The 16900-nt window shown below is 30.2% G+C and carries 14 protein-coding genes and 1 pseudogene; 2 read left to right on the forward strand and 13 right to left on the reverse strand.

Annotation, left to right across the window (positions count from 1 at the left end; all coding sequences use genetic code 11):
• Positions 1 to 10: 10 nt before the first annotated feature.
• From ACMFBB_RS03745 to ACMFBB_RS03775, 7 genes and pseudogenes are all read right to left on the reverse strand, one after another.
• Positions 11 to 592, reverse strand: a complete 582-nt coding sequence (locus tag ACMFBB_RS03745) for a Maf-like protein (RefSeq protein ID WP_435263124.1) — start codon at positions 590 to 592, stop codon at positions 11 to 13.
• Positions 579 to 1478 carry a UbiA family prenyltransferase gene (locus tag ACMFBB_RS03750; RefSeq protein ID WP_435263125.1) on the reverse strand — a complete coding sequence of 300 codons (900 nt, stop codon included), beginning with the start codon at positions 1476 to 1478 and terminating at the stop codon, positions 579 to 581. Before ACMFBB_RS03750 ends, ACMFBB_RS03745 begins: the two co-directional genes overlap by 14 nt.
• Complete coding sequence (gene smpB, locus ACMFBB_RS03755; protein ID WP_435263126.1) at positions 1478 to 1936, reverse strand: SsrA-binding protein SmpB; 459 nt, start codon at positions 1934 to 1936, stop codon at positions 1478 to 1480. Before smpB ends, ACMFBB_RS03750 begins: the two co-directional genes overlap by 1 nt.
• Before the next feature lie 195 nt (positions 1937 to 2131).
• Positions 2132 to 3383, reverse strand: a pseudogene (locus tag ACMFBB_RS03760) (aminotransferase class I/II-fold pyridoxal phosphate-dependent enzyme).
• A gap of 75 nt (positions 3384 to 3458) precedes the next feature.
• Positions 3459 to 6911, reverse strand: a complete 3453-nt coding sequence (locus tag ACMFBB_RS03765; protein ID WP_435263127.1) for a pyruvate carboxylase — start codon at positions 6909 to 6911, stop codon at positions 3459 to 3461.
• Positions 6912 to 7193: 282 nt separating this feature from the next.
• Positions 7194 to 9353 (reverse strand): molybdopterin cofactor-binding domain-containing protein, encoded by a 2160-nt coding sequence (locus ACMFBB_RS03770; protein WP_435263128.1) that lies wholly within the window; start codon positions 9351 to 9353, stop codon positions 7194 to 7196.
• A 12-nt stretch (positions 9354 to 9365) separates the two neighbouring features.
• Positions 9366 to 9827, reverse strand: a complete 462-nt coding sequence (locus ACMFBB_RS03775; protein ID WP_435263129.1) for a (2Fe-2S)-binding protein — start codon at positions 9825 to 9827, stop codon at positions 9366 to 9368.
• A 172-nt stretch (positions 9828 to 9999) separates the two neighbouring features.
• Here ACMFBB_RS03775 and ACMFBB_RS03780 point away from each other — a divergent pair, with 172 nt between their 5' ends.
• A complete protein-coding gene (locus ACMFBB_RS03780) occupies positions 10000 to 11244 on the forward strand; it encodes a mechanosensitive ion channel family protein (protein ID WP_435263130.1) in 1245 nt (414 codons plus the stop codon).
• Here ACMFBB_RS03780 and ACMFBB_RS03785 read toward each other — a convergent pair.
• The 6 genes from ACMFBB_RS03785 to ACMFBB_RS03810 all read right to left on the reverse strand — a co-directional run bounded on the left by ACMFBB_RS03785 (position 11239) and on the right by ACMFBB_RS03810 (position 15913).
• Positions 11239 to 11715 carry a hypothetical protein gene (locus ACMFBB_RS03785; protein ID WP_435263131.1) on the reverse strand — a complete coding sequence of 159 codons (477 nt, stop codon included), beginning with the start codon at positions 11713 to 11715 and terminating at the stop codon, positions 11239 to 11241. The two genes, ACMFBB_RS03780 and ACMFBB_RS03785, sit on opposite strands and share 6 nt — an antisense overlap.
• Before the next feature lie 87 nt (positions 11716 to 11802).
• Positions 11803 to 12990, reverse strand: coding sequence for an enoyl-ACP reductase FabV (fabV, locus tag ACMFBB_RS03790; protein WP_435263132.1), 1188 nt, complete (start codon positions 12988 to 12990; stop codon positions 11803 to 11805).
• 19 nt (positions 12991 to 13009) lie between these two features.
• Positions 13010 to 13378 carry a glyoxalase gene (locus tag ACMFBB_RS03795; RefSeq protein WP_435263133.1) on the reverse strand — a complete coding sequence of 123 codons (369 nt, stop codon included), beginning with the start codon at positions 13376 to 13378 and terminating at the stop codon, positions 13010 to 13012.
• Complete coding sequence (locus ACMFBB_RS03800; RefSeq protein WP_435263134.1) at positions 13371 to 14318, reverse strand: phosphoribosylaminoimidazolesuccinocarboxamide synthase; 948 nt, start codon at positions 14316 to 14318, stop codon at positions 13371 to 13373. Before ACMFBB_RS03800 ends, ACMFBB_RS03795 begins: the two co-directional genes overlap by 8 nt.
• A gap of 40 nt (positions 14319 to 14358) precedes the next feature.
• Complete coding sequence (locus ACMFBB_RS03805) at positions 14359 to 14961, reverse strand: hypothetical protein (protein WP_435263135.1); 603 nt, start codon at positions 14959 to 14961, stop codon at positions 14359 to 14361.
• Position 14962: 1 nt separating this feature from the next.
• Entirely contained in the window at positions 14963 to 15913 is a 951-nt protein-coding gene (locus ACMFBB_RS03810; RefSeq protein ID WP_435263136.1) for a PhoH family protein, read from the reverse strand.
• A 119-nt stretch (positions 15914 to 16032) separates the two neighbouring features.
• On the opposite strand from ACMFBB_RS03810, the gene ACMFBB_RS03815 reads away from it, so the two are divergent.
• Positions 16033 to 16899 carry an SAM hydrolase/SAM-dependent halogenase family protein gene (locus ACMFBB_RS03815; RefSeq protein WP_435263137.1) on the forward strand — a complete coding sequence of 289 codons (867 nt, stop codon included), beginning with the start codon at positions 16033 to 16035 and terminating at the stop codon, positions 16897 to 16899.
• The last annotated feature ends 1 nt before the right edge of the window (position 16900 follow it).

Raw genomic sequence — 16900 nt, forward strand, 5'->3', positions numbered from 1 at the left:
AATAATTAAGTTATAATTTCATTAATTCTTTATAAAGTTTATGAACAGGGAATCCCATAACAGTAAAATAGCTTCCTTCTATTTTAGTAATTCCAATTTTACCAATCCATTCTTGAATACCATAAGCGCCAGCTTTATCATATGGTTTATATGTAGAAATATAATAATCAATCTCTTCTCTAGTCAATTTTTTAAAAGATACTTTTACTGAGTCGTTAATGATTTTCTTAAAATTTTTATTAAAAATACAAACAGATGTAATGACTTCATGGGCGTTATTTGATAACTTACTAAGCATATCAAAGGCATCCTGATAGTTTTTAGGTTTCCCAAGAGCAATACCATCAATCCAAACAATAGTATCTGATGTAATTATCAACTCATTTTCTTGAATTGATTCTTTAAAAACTTTAGACTTTAGCTCAGCTAAAAAATCAGTAATCTCATATGATTTTAAATCATTTGGATATATTTCATCTACCTCTTTAAGCTTAACTGTAAAATCAACATCTAAATCTTTTAATAGTTCGTGCCTCCTAGGTGAACCAGAAGCTAAAATAATTTTATATTTTTTTAATTTATTTGATAACATATTTAAAATAGTAAGCAACGATAGGAATACTCATAACAGCCAAAAAATAAACAATATTAGCTTTTTGTAACAAAGCCTTATAATCATTGTTACTTCTTGCTTTCAATAAATAATAAATAAAATGAAGTTGAGGTACTGTTCCTAATAATAAAATTGTGGCTCTTATAAATTTAATTTCAATAATCCAAATTGCAAATATCAATACAATGATACTTGATAAAATTGAAATAACTATTACCATTGTTTTAGTTCTTCTTCTTCCTAAGACTATTGGTACAGTTTGATGGTTGTATGTATAATCATGGTTAATATTAATAATATCTACTATGCTATCTCTTGCAATATTTCCAATAAATGATAATGATATATAAAATATTGTGATCAATTGAAATTTAAAAAACAATTCCCATTGGTCTGTTGTTAAATTTACTGGTACATCACACCACCAAACCAAAAGTACGCTGTAAGCTTTAATGAATGAATTAATAATATTTGTAAAAATTGTTTTTTTTAATATGTACAAAGAATAAAAGGTTATTAGAATCATATTAAAAACACCTATAAAACCGTAGTACGGCTTATTTATGTTAAAAGACAATACAAAACCTAAGGTAACACTTGTCATTGCAAAAAATATTGCTACATTTTTTGCCTTTTTAACAGGATATTTTAGATGTTTAACACCTTTTTTTCTAGCATAATAATTTATTAAAAAACCTGCAGCTAATATATTGAAAGTGGATACTTGTAATAAAAATAAATCAAAAAAAGAAAGTTTGGTATCAAAACCATACCCATGTAAAAAAAATATTTTAAATAAAAATTGAATAAAAGCTATATATAATAGGTTTTTCCATTTTATAATTTTAAAAAAAGTTTTACTCATTAATTGAAACTCTTTTTTATTCTATCTAAATCTCTTTTACTATCACGATCTTTCATCGTTTGACGTTTATCATGTGTTTTCTTACCCTTTGCTAAAGCTATATCTAATTTAGCCCATCCACTATCATTGATAAATAATTTTAAAGGAACGATTGTATTTCCCTTTGCTTCAACTTCTCTTGCTAATTTTTTTAATTCTCTTTTATTTAACAACAAACGTCTTTCACTTTTAGGGTTATGATTAAACTGGTTCCCAAAAGCATACTCTTCAATATACATATTGATAACGAAAAGTTCTCCCTTATCATTGAACTCACAAAAGCTTTCAGTAATTCTTGCTTTACTTAAACGTATTGATTTTATTTCCGTTCCTGTTAGTTGGATTCCTGCGGTGTATTTATCAATAATCTCGTATTCAAAACGAGCTTTCTTATTTTGTATGTTTATTTTTTTTTGCATAATTAAAAAACAAATATACTTATAAATTTGAGCTTAAAAGTAAAAATTATAAACTATGATTTGAGTTAATTATTAACTTCCTGTCTTAGATTTTAAATTTAATCAATAAGAGATATAGCTATAATAATAGAACAAAAAAAAGTGTTCTGAAGTAACTTCAGAACACTTTTTTTATTAATTATCTATTTTATACTACTACTCAGCCATTATCGCTTCAGCTACTTTTTTATATGTACCATTTTCAAGCTTTTCTCTAATAGCTGAAAAAGCTACGATCGTTTCTTCTACATCCTCTATTGTGTGTCGAGCTGTTGGTATTAATCTTAAAATAATCAATCCTTTTGGTATTACTGGATACACAACTATTGAACAAAAAACTCCATGATTTTCACGTAAATCTTGAACCATTGCCATTGCCTCAGGAATCTCTCCTTTTAAATAAACAGGTGTAATACATGTTTGAGTAGTTCCTATATCGAAACCAGCAGAACGAAGCCCGGATTGTAATGCATTCGTTATTTTCCATAAGTTTTCTTTCAACTCAGGCATTGTACGAATCATATCTAAACGTTTTAATGCTCCTTTTACCATTGGCATAGGCAATGACTTAGCAAACATTTGAGATCGCATATTATACTGTAAGTATTGAATAACATCTTTATCTCCAGCAAAAAATGCACCAATACCAGCCATAGATTTTGCAAATGTTGCAAAATAAACATCAATACCATCTTGCACACCTTGTTCAAAACCTGTACCTCTTCCTCCTTCTCCTAAGGTTCCAAAACCGTGAGCGTCATCGACTAATAAACGAAAATTATATTTTTCTTTTAAGGCTACTATTTCAGCTAAACGCCCTTGTTCTCCTCGCATTCCAAATACACCTTCAGAAACTAATAAAATTCCTCCTCCAGTTTTTTCTGCCATTTTGGTTGCTCTCATTAAATTCTTTTCGCAACTTTCGATATCATTATGCCTGTATACAAAACGTTTTCCTGAATGTAAACGAACTCCATCTATAATACATGCATGAGTATCCATATCATAAACAATAATATCATCTTTCGATACCAAAGCATCAATAGCTGAAACCATACCTTGATAACCAAAATTCACTAAATAAGAGGACTCTTTTCCTACAAATTCAGCACATTCTTGTTCTAACTGTTCATGATATTTTGTGTGCCCAGACATCATTCGTGCTCCCATAGGGTACGCCATCCCATCAATAGCTGCAGAATCACCATCTACTTTTAAAACATCTGGATGATTTGCTAACCCTAAATAATCGTTAATACTCCAAGTAATTACTTTTTTTCCATTGAAAGACATTCGGTTTGATATTGGTCCTTCCAATTTAGGAAACACATAATATCCTTCTGCAATATCAGCCCATTTTCCTAAAGGTTCCTTTATCTCCTTTTATTCTTTCAAATAAATCTTTAATCATTTTTACTTTTTGTTTTATATGTTGCGAAAGTAAACTTTTTTAAGGGTATTTCAAAAAAACTTAGCTTATCTCTTACTTCAATTTCACTACTAAATCACTAGTATCTACTAAAGATCCTGATTCTAAAAGAACTTTATCGATAATACCCGAAGAAATAGCTGTTACTGTTGTTTCCATTTTCATGGCCTCAATAATAAATAATGGTTGATTTTCCTTTACTTCTTCTCCATTTTTAACTAATACTGTTGATAATAAGCCTTGAAGAGGAGCTCCTATTTGCTTTTCGTCCTCTGCATCAGCTTTAACATTTTCTATTTTATCAACTTTAACAGAGTTATCTTTAATAGATACATTTCTCATTTGTCCGTTAATCTTAAAGAAAACATTTATAAAACCATTTTCATCAGGCTCACTTTTTTGCATTAATGATATTAACACCTTCTTTCCAGGATCGATATCAACCATAATTTCTTCACCTACCTCCATTCCAAATAAAAAGTTTTTGGTTGGAATATTCATAACGTTACCAAACTTCAAATGGTTGTTATAGGCATCAGTAAACACTTTTGGATATAATTTGAAAGATAAGAAGTCTGTAATCTCTAATGCTCTTCCCATTCCTTTACCAAATTGTCTTTTAAATTCTTTAAATTCTTTTTCAAAATCAATCGGTGCTAGATGAGCGTTAGGCCTGTCTGTATATGACTCTTCATTTTTCAGAATGATTTTTTGTAATTTCTCTGGGAAACCACCAACTGGCTGTCCTAAATCTCCTTTAAAGAAACTAATTACAGATTGTGGAAAAGAAATAGTATCTCCTCTTTCCATTACGTCTTCAACTGTTAAATCATTACTAATCATATATTGAGCCATATCACCTACCACTTTTGAACTTGGTGTTACTTTTACAATATCTCCAAACATTGTGTTTACCTCTCCATACATCTTTGTTACTTCTGTAAACTTATCTTCTAAACCTAAAGCAATAGCTTGCCCTTTTAAATTTGAATATTGCCCTCCTGGAATTTCATGTTCATAAACCTCACCAGTTCCTGCTTTTAAACCAGATTCAAAGGGATAATAATACCCTCTAACTGCTTCCCAATAATTAGAATATTCCGATAATTTCGAAGTATTTATAAGGTTTTCTCTTTCATTGAATCGCAACATTTCAACCATTGAATTAAAATTAGGTTGCGACGTTAATCCAGATAATCCACCTAAGGCTACATCAACAACATCTACCCCAGCCTCAATGGCTTTTAAATAGGTAGCAGATTGAACAGAAGACGTATCATGTGTATGCAAATGGATAGGAATATTAATTTCTGACTTTAATGCACTTATCAATTCAAAAGCTGCTTGTGGCTTTAGTAAGCCAGCCATATCTTTTACACCCAAAATATGTGCTCCAGCATTTTCTATATCTTTTGCTAATTGTAAATAATATTTTAAGTTGTACTTGGTTTTATTTGGATTCAAAATATCTCCAGTATAACAAATAGATGCTTCTGCTAACCCTTTAGTTCTATTTCTTACATGTTTAATGCATGGTTCAATAGACTTCATCCAATTTAACGAATCAAAAATCCTAAAAACATCTACTCCGGTTTCCCATGATTTTTCAACAAATTTTTCAATTAAATTATCTGGATAGGCAGTATATCCAACTCCATTAGATCCTCTAATTAGCATTTGTAATAAAACATTTGGCATCGCTTTTCGCAATAACGCCAATCGTTCCCATGGATTTTCTTGTAAAAATCGTAAACAAACATCAAAAGTTGCACCTCCCCAAACTTCCATACTAAATATTTCTGGATGATTTTTAGCATATCCTTCTGCAACTTTTAACATATCTGTCGTTCTCATTCGAGTAGCTAACAGACTTTGGTGAGCATCACGCATCGTTGTGTCTGTAAAATGAATTTTCTTTTCATTTTTCAACCATTGGGCGAATTTTTCAGGTCCTAGCTCTGTTAATAGATCTTTTGTTCCTTTAGCATAATTAGCAGTTTTTGGAAACTTAGGTACCTTTGGTACAGTAAACTGATGATTTTTATTTATTTTTTTAACGTCTGGGTTCCCATTTACAATTACTTCTCCTAAAAAATTAATAAGCTTATTAGCTCGATTTTTAGGTTCTTTAAATTCAAATAATTTAGGTTCGTTTTTTATAAAGTTAACCGTTACTTCTCCTTTTCTGAATGTTTCATGATTCAATATGTTTTCAAGAAAAGCTATATTTGTTTTAACCCCTCTTACTCTAAACTCAACTAAAGCTCTTAACATTTTCCTACAAGCACCATCTAATGTTCTACTTCTTGCAGAAACTTTCACCAACATAGAATCAAAAAAAGGCGATATTTTAACTCCTTGGTATATACTTCCAGCATCTAACCTAATTCCAAAACCTGATGCACTTCGATATGTTGATACTGTTCCATAATCTGGTTTAAAATCATTGGCAGGATCTTCCGTTGTAACCCTACTTTGTAATGCATACCCTGTAATTACAATAGACTCTTGACTTGGTATTTTTATTTGTTTGTCTGCTAATTTATATCCTCCAGCTATAAACAATTGTGTTTTTACTAAATCGATATTCGTGACCATTTCAGTAACTGTGTGTTCTACCTGAATACGCGGATTTACCTCTATGAAATATACACTACCATCATCATCTACCAAAAACTCAACAGTACCTATGTTATTATAGTTTACTGCTTTGCAAATATCAATTGCATAAGTATATAAATCATTTTTTATTTTGTCAGTCAATCCATATGAGGGAGCAAATTCTATTACTTTTTGGTAACGTCTTTGAACAGAGCAATCTCTTTCATATAAGTGTACGATATTTCCATAAGTATCTGCAACTATTTGAATTTCTATATGTTTTGGATTTTCTACATATTTTTCTAAAAAAACAGTATCATCTCCAAAAGCATTTAATGATTCTCTTCGCGCTTCAGGAAAAGATTTTTTTAGCTCTTCATCATTTCTAATCACACGCATTCCTCTACCTCCACCTCCAGAAGCTGCTTTCAACATAATAGGATATCCTATTTTTTTTGCTTCAGATAAAGCTACATCTATTGAATTTAGATCTTCTTTACTGCTTTGAATGATAGGTACATTATTAGCTACTGCTACTTCTTTTGCTGTAATTTTATCTCCTAAAGCTTTTAATACAGATACTTTAGGCCCAATAAAAATAATACCATTGTCTTCACATTTTTGAGCAAACTCAGCATTTTCAGATAGAAAACCATATCCAGGGTGAATAGCATCTACATTATTTTCTACAGCTACTTTTATAATGGCATCAATGTCTAAATAAGGCTTTAGGGGTTCATTATCTTCACCAATTTGATAGCATTCGTCAGCTTTGTAACGATGTAAAGAATACCTGTCTTCATAGGTATAAATACCAACAGTTTTTATTCCTACCTCAACGCAGGCTCTAAATACTCTAATAGCTATTTCTCCCCTGTTAGCTACTAGTACTTTTTGAATTTTCATTATGATTTATGTTTGTTAATGTGTTTTGTTAGCGTACTCTATAAATAGTTTCCCAAATTTAGCTTTTAATTTACATTTTTATAAGTAAAAACACTATTTTACTTATAAAAAATCATCAATTTAACAAATTATCAAAATAAGTGTAATAAAAAACTGCTTTATCATTTTTTTATTAAATAATTATCAATTTAATAATTAAACTTGATGTCATTTAAAAACCTTTTCAATTTCTTTTTTACCCGACAAAAAAAAGAAGCTAAATCAGCTTCTTTTTTATAAATTCTATCCTAGAACTTTTCTTTTTTCTTCTACTTCATTTATAAATGGTTGCTTATACAACCTCATATTCAGTGCTCTAAATATTGCATTTGAGACAGCGCCTCCTGCTGGAGGCAAACCTGGCTCTCCTAAACCAGTAGGAGATAATTCATTTTTAACAAAATGTACTTCTACTTTTGGAGATTCATTCATTCTTATTAAACGATATGTATCGAAATTTTTACTTGATGGCTTTCCATTATCAAAAGTTAAATCTCCATACATAGCATGACCAATTCCATCTATAACTCCTCCTTGGATTTGATTAATAGCTCCTGTTGGGTTTACAACAATACCACAATCTACTGCGGCAACTACCTTGGTAACCATTGGTAAACCGTTTTTTAACTCTACTTCAGCTAATTCAGCTACATGAGTATTATGGCTATAATAGGCTGAAAAACCTTGAAAAACACCTTCTTTAGATTTTCCCCAACCTCCTTTTTCAGCTGCCAACTTTATCGTATTCTCCATTCTTTCTCCAGAATACTCTATTTTCTCATCTTTATTATTTTTTACGTTTTGTAGTAATTCTATTCTTAACTGAACTGGATCTTTACCCATTTCTTGAGCCAATTCATCGAAAAAACTTTGCTCAGCAAATGCTAAAAAGTTAGTATAAGGAGCTCTCCAGGCGCCTGTAGTAATATTACTTTTATAATTACCACTAGACACTTTGTAATTTGAAATACATCCTGCTGGAAAAAAGTGAGGAATCAACCCATACATATTACTGTTTATTGCTGCTTCTTTTAAATGATAGCCAGTAATTTTACCCTTCTTCAAAGATGCAGAAATTCTGTATTTTATTGCTGGTCGATAAATACCATCGGTCATATCATCTTCTCTAGAAAAAATGACCTTTACAGGTTTTTTAGCCAAGCTAGAAACTTCAGCAGCCTCTAAAGCAAAATCCCCATACAAACGACGGCCAAATCCACCCCCCATCCTTGTCATTTCTAATTCAATGTCCTCTTCTTTTCTATCTAGCAAATTAGCAACTCTTCCTACCGTCCATTGTGGAGTTTGAATAGGCCCTACTAAATGTACTTTTTCATCAGTTACATCTGCATAAAAATTCATTGGTTCTAAACAATTATGAGGAAGGAAAGGCGAGTGATAAGTTCTTTCTAATATTCTGTCAGCCTCTGCAAAAGCTTTTTTAACATTTCCATCTTCTCTACGAACATCTAACTTTTCATTATCAAGAATTTCATTCAAAATCGTATCATGGTCTTCCGTACTTTCTAACTCTCCTGCATCATTCCAAACAGCATTAATCGCTTTTTTACCTTTCATTGCTGCCCAAGTATTTTTGCCTAAAACTGCAACTTTATCACCAAATTTTAAAACCTCAACTACTCCTGTTACTTTTTTCGCATCATCATCATCAAAACTTTCTAATGTTTGACCAAAAGCAGGAGGACGTAAAACGGATGCATACAACATATTATCAGCTTTATAATCTAATCCAAAAAGTGGTTTCCCTGTTGTAATCTTATCCACATCAACATTCACAGCATCAGTCCCTATAATAGAATATTCAGAAGGCTTTTTTAATACTACTTTTTCTGGAACCTCTAATAAAGCAGCTTCTTTAACAACTTCTCCATACCCTATAGTTTCTCCTTTTTTATTCGTTATAATTCCTTTAGAAGCTATACAACTACTAGGCTCAACTCCCCATTTTACAGCTGCTGCATTTATTAACATTTGCTTTGTTGTAGCTCCAGTTTGCCGCAATGCATCCCAACCAAAACGTATAGATTGGCTTCCACCTGCCACTTGACGAGTGTAGTCTTTTTTATTATACTTTGCTTGTACTACAAGTACTTTATCCCACTCAACATCTAACTCTTCAGCTATAATCATTGGCATAGATGTTTTAACTCCTTGACCTATTTCTGGGTTTGGTGAATAGATTGTAACATAACCATTATCTGATATTTTTATAAATGCATTAAAATCATTAAAATTTAGATTATCAATATCAACAGAAGGTATTGCGTTTGGTTTACATGCAGTAAATAAATTAAAACCAATCATAATACCTCCACTTGCCAAAGCAGATGTTCTTAAAAAATTCCTTCTACTAAATGTTAGTTTATTTTGTTTTGAATTCATTTTGGTAGTTATTTATGACATTTTTTCTACTGCAACAGCAATTGCTTTTTCTATTCTATTATATGAAGCACATCGACATAAGTTTCCATGCATTGCTTCACGAATTTCTTGGGTACTTGGTGTTGGATTTTCTTTTAAAAAAGAAGCTGCAGTCATTATTTGGCCTGCTTGGCAATAACCACACTGAGGAACATCTACCGCTTTCCATGCATCCTGTAAAGGATGAATTCCGTCTTTTGAAAGACCTTCAATAGTAGTTATTTCTTCTTTATCAATAGCTGAAACTTGAAGTTGACAGCTTCTCATAGCCTTACCATCTATGTGAATGGTGCAAGCCCCACATTGAGCTATTCCACAACCAAATTTGGTTCCAACCAAATTTAATTCGTCACGTAATATCCAAAGTATGGGGGTATCAGAATCAGCAGTAACAGTAACCAATTCTTTATTGATTTTGAGAGTATAAGTTGGCATTTTTTTGAGTAGTTTTTGTTTCGTTGTGTGTAAGTTACAAAAAAAATGCAATTCTATTTTTAATTGCATAATTTTAAGAAAATTTTAATTCATATAAATACACAATATCTTTTGTTAAACGATGCTAGTACTATTATAAGTTATAACTTTGCAACTTACCTATAGTATTCTCATGAATTTTAATAAGCATTTTCTTTATAATTATTTACAAGAGCTTGGTTTATCAATCAATACCTCTAAGTATTTAAATCTATTCATTTTATTAATATTATTTTTAATAGTTATTTATGCTATTGATATTATCACTAGAAAAGTATTTCAAAGTATCTCCGTTAGAATCTCTAAAACCTCTAAAACTAATTTTGACGACATATTATTAGCAAATAAGCTTCCTACAAATATTGCGCATCTTGTTCCTGTTTTATTATTTTTTGAATTAATTCCTATTCTTTTCTATGACTTTGAATACTTAAAAAACTTAATCACAAAATCTTTTCAAATAATCAGCATTATTTTAGCTATTAAAATTGTTAGAAGTATTTTAAATTCTGTAAAAGATTTTTTAAAAACACTACCTAGATTTAAAGACAAACCAATTGATAGCTACATTCAAGTATTTATGATATTTGCTTGGTTTAGTGCTTTAATTTTATCTTTTGCTATCATAACCAATCAATCTATTTTAGCTTTTTTCACAGCTCTTGGTGCTGCTTCTGCAATTATAATCTTAATTTTCAAAGACACCATTTTAGGTTTTGTTGCCAGCATTCAAGTATCTGTAAACGACATGGTTCGTATTGGAGATTGGATAACTTTTGAGAAGTTTGGTGCAGATGGTGATGTTATAGAGATTTCGTTAGCTACAGTAAAAGTTCAAAACTTTGATAAAACAATTACCACAATTCCAACTTATGCTTTAATTTCAGATTCTTTCAAAAACTGGAGAGGAATGGTAAACTCTCAAGGAAGAAGAATTAAAAGAGCTTTAAATATTAAAATGGAAAGCATTAAGCACTTATCAAATGAAGATATAGACAAATTAAAATCGATACAATTAATTGAAGCTTATTTAACGATGCGCCAAGAAAAAATTAACAGCTATAATAATGAACAAAACATCAATAAGGAATTACTTTTAAACGGTCGTAACTTAACTAATATTGGTGTTTTTAGAAAATACGCACAAACCTATATTGAAATGCATCCGGCTATTAACAAGGACATGACGATTATGGTTAGACAGTTAGCTCCTACTACCAACGGATTACCTCTAGAAATATATGCGTTTAGCGCTGATAAAAAGTGGAAAAATTACGAATATATTATTGCAGATATTTTTGATCATTTGCTAGCATCAATACAATATTTTGATTTAGAAATATTCGAGCTTCCTACAAACTTAAATTTTAAATCATAAATCCAGTTCTAAAAGTTTTTCATTATAATCAAATTGTAAATCCTCATGAACTTTTTCAATACCCTTTCTTATTAACCTAACTTGCGTTATAAGTACATTTTGTATACGAGGACTTTTTTTTATTGATGGCTTAATTTTTTTTAGTTTCAAACAGAAGTACAATAATAATTCTATTTCTGTTTCTTTATTTTTAGAGTAACGAATATACTTTTTGGTTGATGTAAGTATCTTTCGAACACTTTTTCTTATGTAAAAATAACTTTTTGTGTTCACCTCATTAAATAAAATATCGATTTCCTTTTTTACACTTTCTCTATATTGCTCTTCATTATTAGCCTCAAACATCAAATAAGTTAAAAGTTCTTTATTTTCTTTTTTAAACCTTGCTAGCTTTAAACACAATTCTAATAATTCTTTAGAACTCTTATGCTCTAACTCATCCTTTAATATTTTAATTGTAGCTGTTCTCATTCTTTTCAATCTAAAAGTGAAATATACACAAAAAGCCTCATAGGTTTAAAAATCTATGAGGCTTTTATTTTATCTATATTTTTTTCTTTATAGTATACTTGGTACTTCTAATACTTCATTTACATCGGCATCATAATCAACTCCTTCTACTTTAAATCCAAATAGATTAAAAAAGTCATTACTATATCCTTCTAAATCTCCTATCTCTGCTAAATTTTCAGTAGTTGCTGTTTTCCATAATTCTGCGATTTCAGCTTGAACATCTTCACGCATTTCCCAATCATCAATACGAATTCTACCTTTATCATCTAAAGCTATGTCACCTCCATATAACCTCTCACTATATAAACGTTGAATTTGCTCAATACACCCTTCATGAATTCCTTTTTCTTTCATTACTTTAAATAACAATGAGATATATAAAGGAATTACAGGAATTGCAGAACTTGCTTGCGTTACTAAAGCTTTATTTACAGAAACATAAGCCTTTCCTCCTATAGATTTTAAATCATCAGAAATGGTAAAAGCTGTTGCTTCTAAATGATCTTTTGCTGCACCTATAGTACCTTTTCTATAAACTGCCTCTGTTAATGATGGGCCAATATATGAATACGCTACTGTTGTTGCTCCTTCTGCTAATAAATTATTAGCTTTCAAAGCGTCCATCCACATTTTCCAATCTTCTCCTCCCATTACAGTAACAGTATTTTGAATATCATCACCTTCAGCAGGTTTTATAGATATTTCAGACACTTTACCCGTGTGGAAATCTACCGTTTTGTTTGAAAACTCACCTCCTATTGGCTTTAATACCGATTTAAATCTTTTTCCACTAACTGGATGCATTCTTACTGGTGATGCTAAACTATAAATAACTAAATCAATTTGACCTAAATCTTCTTTTATCAAATTAACAACTTCTTCTTTTATCTCATTTGAAAAAGCATCGCCATTTATGCTTTTTGCATACAAACCAGCTGCATGAGCTTCTTTTTCAAAAGCTGCTGTATTATAAAACCCTGGTGAACCAGGTCTTCCTTCCGTTCCTGGTTTATCAAAAAACACTCCAATTGTGGCTGCATCTGATCCAAATGCACTTGTTATTCTTGAAGCTAAACCAAAACCAGTTGAAGAACCAATTACTAATACTTTTTTAGCTCCTTCTATTTTACCTTTTGATTTTATGTATTCAATTTGATTTTTCACATTCACTTCACAACCTGACGGATGGGATGTTAAACAAATAAACCCTCGTGTTCTTGGTTCTATAATCATTGTTGTTTGTTTTAAAATTTTATATTTCTGATTGGTTATCTTCTATTCTTTGTCCAATCATTGTTATAATTCGTTTATTTAATTCTGAGTTGTTAAGTTTATAAAACTCAAATTCTTCTACTGTAAATTGCCCTATGATTAAACCCAGTAACTGGTTTCTAAAAGCACTATTTTTTCTAGTTATTGTATTTACAGTATTATTGAACTTTTCTTTTTTTTGATTTAGAATATCTATTTTTTGCTTTGCACAAAAAAACATAAACAATTGTAATATTAATTCATTTTGAAGTTTTAAAATAGGACGTAAAGTCCTATTCTGAAAGTCTTCAATGGGAATTGAAGACGACAAATTTAAAGTGGGTCTAATACTTATTTTCTTACTATCCATTTAAGAAATCAACAACATTTTCTTCTATGCGCTTTAACACATTATCTGTATTAGCTTTCACAAATTTTTCTCCAGTAATTTGCTCAAATAGCTCGATGTACCTATTCGATATTTCAATGATTTTATCATCTGACATTTCAGGAATTTGTTGACCTTCCTTTCCTTGAAATCCATTTTCAATTAACCACTGACGAACAAACTCTTTAGATAATTGTTTTTGTTTTTCACCCTTATCTTGTCGATCAGCATATCCTTCTTCATAAAAATAACGAGAAGAATCTGGTGTATGGATTTCATCTATTAATACAATTTTTCCTTCTTTAGTTTTTCCAAATTCATACTTGGTATCAACTAATATTAAACCACGTTTTTTAGCGATTTCTGTACCTCTTTGAAATAATTTACGTGTATAGTCTTCTAATACCAAATAATCTTCTTCAGAAACAATTCCTTTAGCTAAAATATCTTCTCTAGAAATATCTTCATCATGCTCTCCATTGTCAGCTTTAGTCGAAGGAGTTATAATAGCAAATGGAAACTTATCATTTTCTTTCATTCCTTCTGGCATATCCACACCACAAAGTGTTCTTTTACCCGCTTTATATTCACGAGCTGCATGTCCTGACAAATATCCTCGTATCACCATTTCTACCTTAAAAGGCTCACATAAATGACCAACTGCTACGTTTTCATCAGGATTTGCTATTAACCAATTCGGAACAATATCAGCTGTATCATTCATCATTTTAGTCGCAATTTGATTCAATATTTGTCCCTTAAAAGGAATTTGACGTGGTAAAATAACATCAAATGCTGATAATCTATCAGAAGCTATCATCACTAATAATTCATTATTAATATTGTAAACTTCCCTTACTTTACCTTTGTATACTTCTTTTTGATTAGGAAACTGGAAACTAGTTTCGTTAATTGTATTCATTATAGTTATTGTTGTGTTGTAGTGTGCAAATGTAAGTTTTTTACTTTTCTTTTTTTATTCTTTTTATTTGTTTAATATTATCAAGAATTGGCGTTGCTGTTACTACACTGTCTTTTTCTTCAACATAGAAGATATATGCACTATTCTGTCCTATTTTCTTGACCTTTAATTTGCTATTGTCTTTAAAAACCAATAAACAATCGTTTTTAAATTTAAAATTAGTTAATTTCTTTTTGTAATTAAGTCCTGCTCCTAACCTAAAACCTAAAAGGAGAGCAAACAAAAAATACAAAACAACAAATACAAAACCACTTTTTTTATTTACTCTTATTCCTTTTGTATTCTCTCTTTCTTCCTTGTATAATTTCCTATACCATTTTTTATCTTTATTTTTCTTATGAATCTTAGGTAATCTTAAGACAAAAAAATATGTTAATACGATGAAAAGAATAAAGGCTCCAAATAAGAGTTTGTTATTAATTAATAAAGAAATAGGAGAAAACAGAGCGTCTAAAATAGACACGTACTCTAAATAATTAATCCCTAAAAAGCCATAAAAAATAGCTTCAGAAACTAAACCTAAAACAATCAGAAACAAATACCCTAATGATAAATATTCTTGGAAACTCAATTTTTTTAACATCCTATTCTGTTTCTATGCTTTTGTATGCTTTTATAATTTTCTTTATTAAACGATGACGAACAACATCTTTATCATCTAAGTATACTTGTGATATTCCATTAATATCTTTTAAAGCCAATAGTGCTTGTTTTAAACCTGATATCTGTTTACGAGGCAAATCTATTTGTCCTGGGTCACCAGTAATAATAAACTTAGCATGCACCCCCATTCTTGTTAAAAACATTTTCATTTGGGCATGTGTAGTGTTTTGTGCTTCATCTAAAATAACGAAAGCATTATCTAACGTTCTACCTCGCATAAATGCCAAAGGAGCAATTTGAATTATTCCTTTTTCTAAGTGAGATTCTAATCGTTCGTGAGGAATCATGTCTCTTAATGCATCATATAACGGTTGCATGTAAGGATCTAACTTCTCTTTTAAATCACCAGGTAGAAACCCTAAATTTTCTCCTGACTCTACCGCTGGTCTTGTTAAGATTATTCTACGAACTTCTTTTTCTTTTAATGCTCTAACTGCTAATGCTACAGCAGTATATGTTTTACCTGTTCCTGCTGGGCCAACTGCAAACAACATATCATTTTTAGTCATTAAAGAGACCATTTTACGTTGATTTTCTGTTTGTGCCTTAATTTGTTTACCACTTACTCCATGAACTAATACATCAGATGCTTTTCCTGACTGTGGTTTATCTTCTTTTCCAGTTGATGTTATTAAACGATCTATAATATTCTCATCAAGCTTATTATACTTCATAAAATATTTGATAAGCATTCCTACACGCTTTTCAAACTCATCTAAAATATCTGGTTCTCCATAAATTTTTAATTTATTTCCTCTAGCAACAATTTTTATTTTTGGGAAGTATGTTTTTAATTGACTTATTGTACTGTTTTGAGCTCCAAAAAAGTCGTTTGGATTAATTTCTGTTAATTCAATAATACGTTCGTTCAAATGATATAAGTTTTAATATTATTCACACTAAAAATAATGATTATTTTTATTGAATTGCTTAGTTTTGCTATAATTTTCAATATAATTTTTCACAATTTAATTAACAAGTAACTAAATTAATGTCTCTTATCACGTTAACTACTGATTTTGGAACTAAAGACCACTTTGTAGGGGCAGTAAAGGGAGCTATTTATTCAGAGTTACTTGATGCCACCATTGTAGATATTACGCACAACATATCTCCCTTTAATATTACTGAAACTGCATATATTTTAAAAAATGCTTACAAGAGTTTTCCTGATAACACTATACACATTATTGGTGTTGATTCAGAATTAAGCATTGATAATAAACATATTGCAATAGAGTTAGACAACCAGTATTTTATTTGCCCTGATAATGGATTAATTTCTATGATAGCCTCAGAAGTTAATCCTACACAAATTGTTGAAATAAACATACATAATCATACCAGTAGTAGTTTTCCTGTTTTAGATATATTTGTTAAAGTAGCCTCTCATATTGCACGAGGTGGTAATTTAAATGTTATAGGTAAAGAAATTTCAAACTATAAAAAAATCATTGAAATTCAACCAAAAGTAAACCAACAACAAACGATTATAAAAGGTGGTGTTATATATATTGACAATTATGGTAATGCAATTACTAACATTAACAAAAAGTTATTTAACTCAATTGGTAAAGGACGTAACTTTATTATAAATGCTAGTAGGTATCAATTTAAAAAAGTACTTAATCGCTACAATGAAATCGTTGACTATTCATTACCTATAGAAAAAAGGCAATATGATGGAGACAAACTAGCTCTTTTTAATTCTGCTGATTTTCTTGAGATTGCTATTTATAGAAGTAATTTAAATACAGTAGGTGGAGCATCTACCTTACTTGGCTTAAAATATCGAGATACTATTACTATTGAATTTGAAGATGTTGTTAAGCCTGAATTTGTAACAGTAAACCAATAAT

The sequence above is a fragment of the Tenacibaculum sp. nBUS_03 genome, assembly GCF_051201695.1.
In the GTDB taxonomy this organism is placed as follows: domain Bacteria; phylum Bacteroidota; class Bacteroidia; order Flavobacteriales; family Flavobacteriaceae; genus Polaribacter.